Genomic DNA, 3,038 nt, shown 5'->3' with positions numbered 1-3,038 from the left:
GCTCATGAAATACGGTATTCTGATGTGACAAAACCTGAATCCTGGTCGTTAAAGTGTTTGTTTGCACTCATATTTTAACTGTTAGGACTCAGGTTTTTTATTTAAAGCAAACTATGGGACAGCAGTGAGCCTATAGCTCCCATTTTTATTGTTAAACGTTGAATCCTATATGTTTTCCTGTTGGAAGCTCTACATCAATACGGAGCTTCCCTCCCATTGCCTCAACATACTTTTTCATGGTTGAAATCTTAAGATCATTGCCACGATTTTCTATTGCTGAAAGCGATGGCTGTTTTATTCCCAAAGTTTCAGCAAGCTCTTTTTGAGAAATTTCGAGTTCTTCACGAATAAGATGAAGCTGATTTTCTAGCAGTAATTCATCAGCCATTTTTTGAATACGGGCTTGGCTCTCTGGAGAGCGGCTAGCTAACAATTCTTGCAGAGTCTTAGCCATTAGATTTATCTCCTAGGGTAGTGAGATGAAGTTGGTATTGTTCATCTGCAATATCCAGCATGTCTTTATAAAAACGCTTTTTACCGCCTTTATCAGCAATACATAGAACAATAGCCTGTCGTAAGGGATCAAATGCGAAGAAAGCTCTTAAGGGTCTACCGCGATGTTGAACACGCAGTTCTTTCATATTGGTAAATTTAGACTCATACACAGTATCTACTAAAGGACGGCCTAAACTCGGTCCCTGCTGCTGTAGAACAACCAGGGCAGCTAGGACCTTCTCTTGTGTAGGTTCATCTTGCTGTTCAAGCCACTGATTAAATAGATCTGTCGTAATGACTGTCCACATACCACAACCAAAATATAGATTATAGTCTATATTTTAGGGGCATTATGTTTGTTTTGCAAATGAGAAAGGATAGGCAATAAAAAACCCCGGTATCCTGCCGGGGTTTTTTATTGTGCGATCTTTGGTAGGTGCTGCTCTACCTCACAATCCTAGTGTTAGAACTTATCATTGTTGTTTTTTGCTCCGGAACATCCTGTTCCTGTATGAATCTATCGTAGGGATATTCTAGCTATCCTGATAGCCGCAAAGAACTGGAATTTGAGTAAGCTAAAGCGTACAAAGTGCCTGAAATTTATCCACAAGAAATGGGGATAATTTTGAACATTCACGCATTGATAAAATTTAAAAAATCGCAAAATCGACTACTTTTTAAACAAAATTATTGGCAAGAACTATCAAAACCGCCTAAAAAAAAGCCGACTTGTTTCAAAATCGACTTTTTGCTGATTTCTTAGTCATGACTAAATTTTTAAGTTATTGATTTTTAAATTAATATACAAATGTAATTCGTATAACCACCATTATGTTAAATGAGCTGCTAATGAATAACATTTCTCACAAATTTTACCTGTTCATCACTTTTATTATGATATGAGTACAAAGTAGAGCTGGAAAAAATAAACGAATCTTCAGGGCCTAGAATCTTAAATTGACCTTCAATTTCAAGTGTTAACTCTCCATGGATAATATAGAGCATTTCTTTCCAGCCTTCTGGATCAGGTTCAGCTATATAAGAATCGCCAGCTGCTAGTGACCATATCCACATTTCTGTCTGTGTACCGTTATCCACTGTACCCAGTAAATTTGCATAGCTTTCTGTATGATTGCCTTTCCAAGCTAAGATATTTGTACAAGAGTGTTGAATTTTTGAATCTAGCGGACTAACTAAAGTACTAAAACTAATATTTAGGGCATTTGCTATAGCATCTAATTTAGCCAAACTAATATTTATTTGATCTGCTTCTAAAGCAATTATTGTACGTCTGCTTACCCCTGAACGATCAGCAAGCTCTTGTTGAGTCAGTTCTATTTTCTCTCGAAAAAAACGAATATTTTTTCCTAAAAATTCAAGGACAGTGTTCATTCTGAGTATTCACAAATTTAATGTGCAATATATTGCACTATAAACAAGATGGATGCAATAATAGTGCAGTATATTTCACTTTAGATTTTGTAATGTCCTTAATTCATGTCTTAAAAGAAAGATTACCTCCTGAGATCGTACTTATATTTATAACTATGATTTGGGGAGGAACCTTTTTAGCTGTTCACTATGTCCTTAATTACACGACTCCTATTTTCTTTGTTGGTTGCCGATTTCTGGTTGCTGCTATGATTTTGCTTATTTTTACGTTTAAGTATCTAAAAAAGATAAGTAAAGATGATGTTATTGCGGGTATTTCGATAGGTGCCGTACTAGCACTTTCATACGGACTTCAAACTATAGGTTTAAAGACGATAACAAGTAGTGAGTCTGCATTTTTAACAGCACTATATATTCCTCTTGTACCAATATTAATCTGGATTTTTTATCGAAAACTTCCAAATATCTTTATTTGGATTGGAATATTTTTTTCCTTTATTGGTTTGATACTTCTAACAGGGAATGATTTTAGGGGCGTTAACTTTAATTTAGGGCAAATTTTTACTCTCTTGAGTGCACTGGGGATAGCTCTTGAAATCATTTTGATCAGTAAGTTTGCAGGTAGAGTCGATTTAAAGAATGTCACTATCATCCAATTAGTAGTAGCGTCTATTTTCTGTTTTTTTATCATGCCTTTCGCAGGAGAAACGGAAATTCCTAATATTTCATGGCAACTCGTAGTAGTTACATTAAGTCTGGGATTTGCCAGCACACTCATTCAATTTGCTATGAATTGGGCACAACGTACTGTAGATCCTTCTAGGGCCGCTATTATCTATTCAGGTGAGCCTGTTTGGGCAGCAATATTCGGAAGGCTGGCAGGAGAGCGTTTACCCTTTTTAGCTCTTATTGGTGGGCTTTGTGTCATTTTAGGAATATTAATTAGTGAGATAAAAACTAAAAAGAAATAGTTTTATTATTGAGTTTCTCTAAAATTAACATAATACACGTTATACGAATTCCCAATGTAAGCCCAAAGTAGAAATGTCCGGTTTCTCCAAAGTAAAAATGTCCGCTTTTAGAATATGCACTTTTGCAATTTTCTTAGCGGACGGTTTGATATGTTGGTGTCTATGTCGGATAAAGAACTT

General features: G+C 35.7%; 4 protein-coding genes. 1 reads left to right on the top strand and 3 read right to left on the bottom strand.

Annotation, left to right across the window (positions count from 1 at the left end; translation table 11 throughout):
- Positions 1-151: 151 nt before the first annotated feature.
- The 3 genes from FTT63_RS15140 to FTT63_RS15130 all read right to left on the bottom strand — a co-directional run bounded on the left by FTT63_RS15140 (position 152) and on the right by FTT63_RS15130 (position 1,887).
- Positions 152-454, bottom strand: coding sequence for a helix-turn-helix domain-containing protein (locus tag FTT63_RS15140; RefSeq protein ID WP_001140620.1), 303 nt, complete (start codon positions 452-454; stop codon positions 152-154).
- Positions 447-803: a type II toxin-antitoxin system RelE/ParE family toxin gene (locus FTT63_RS15135; protein WP_004668307.1), complete on the bottom strand. Its 357-nt coding sequence runs from the start codon at positions 801-803 to the stop codon at positions 447-449. The genes FTT63_RS15140 and FTT63_RS15135 overlap by 8 nt, the downstream gene beginning before the upstream one ends.
- Before the next feature lie 538 nt (positions 804-1,341).
- Positions 1,342-1,887, bottom strand: a complete 546-nt coding sequence (locus FTT63_RS15130; protein ID WP_005176794.1) for a helix-turn-helix domain-containing protein — start codon at positions 1,885-1,887, stop codon at positions 1,342-1,344.
- Between the two features lie 92 nt (positions 1,888-1,979).
- Between FTT63_RS15130 and FTT63_RS15125 the strand changes: the two genes are divergently transcribed.
- Positions 1,980-2,858 carry a DMT family transporter gene (locus FTT63_RS15125; RefSeq protein WP_180192461.1) on the top strand — a complete coding sequence of 293 codons (879 nt, stop codon included), beginning with the start codon at positions 1,980-1,982 and terminating at the stop codon, positions 2,856-2,858.
- The last annotated feature ends 180 nt before the right edge of the window (positions 2,859-3,038 follow it).

Source organism: Acinetobacter sp. C15, assembly GCF_013420645.1.
GTDB lineage: Bacteria > Pseudomonadota > Gammaproteobacteria > Pseudomonadales > Moraxellaceae > Acinetobacter > Acinetobacter indicus.
This window is presented reverse-complemented; position numbering and strand designations above follow the sequence as displayed.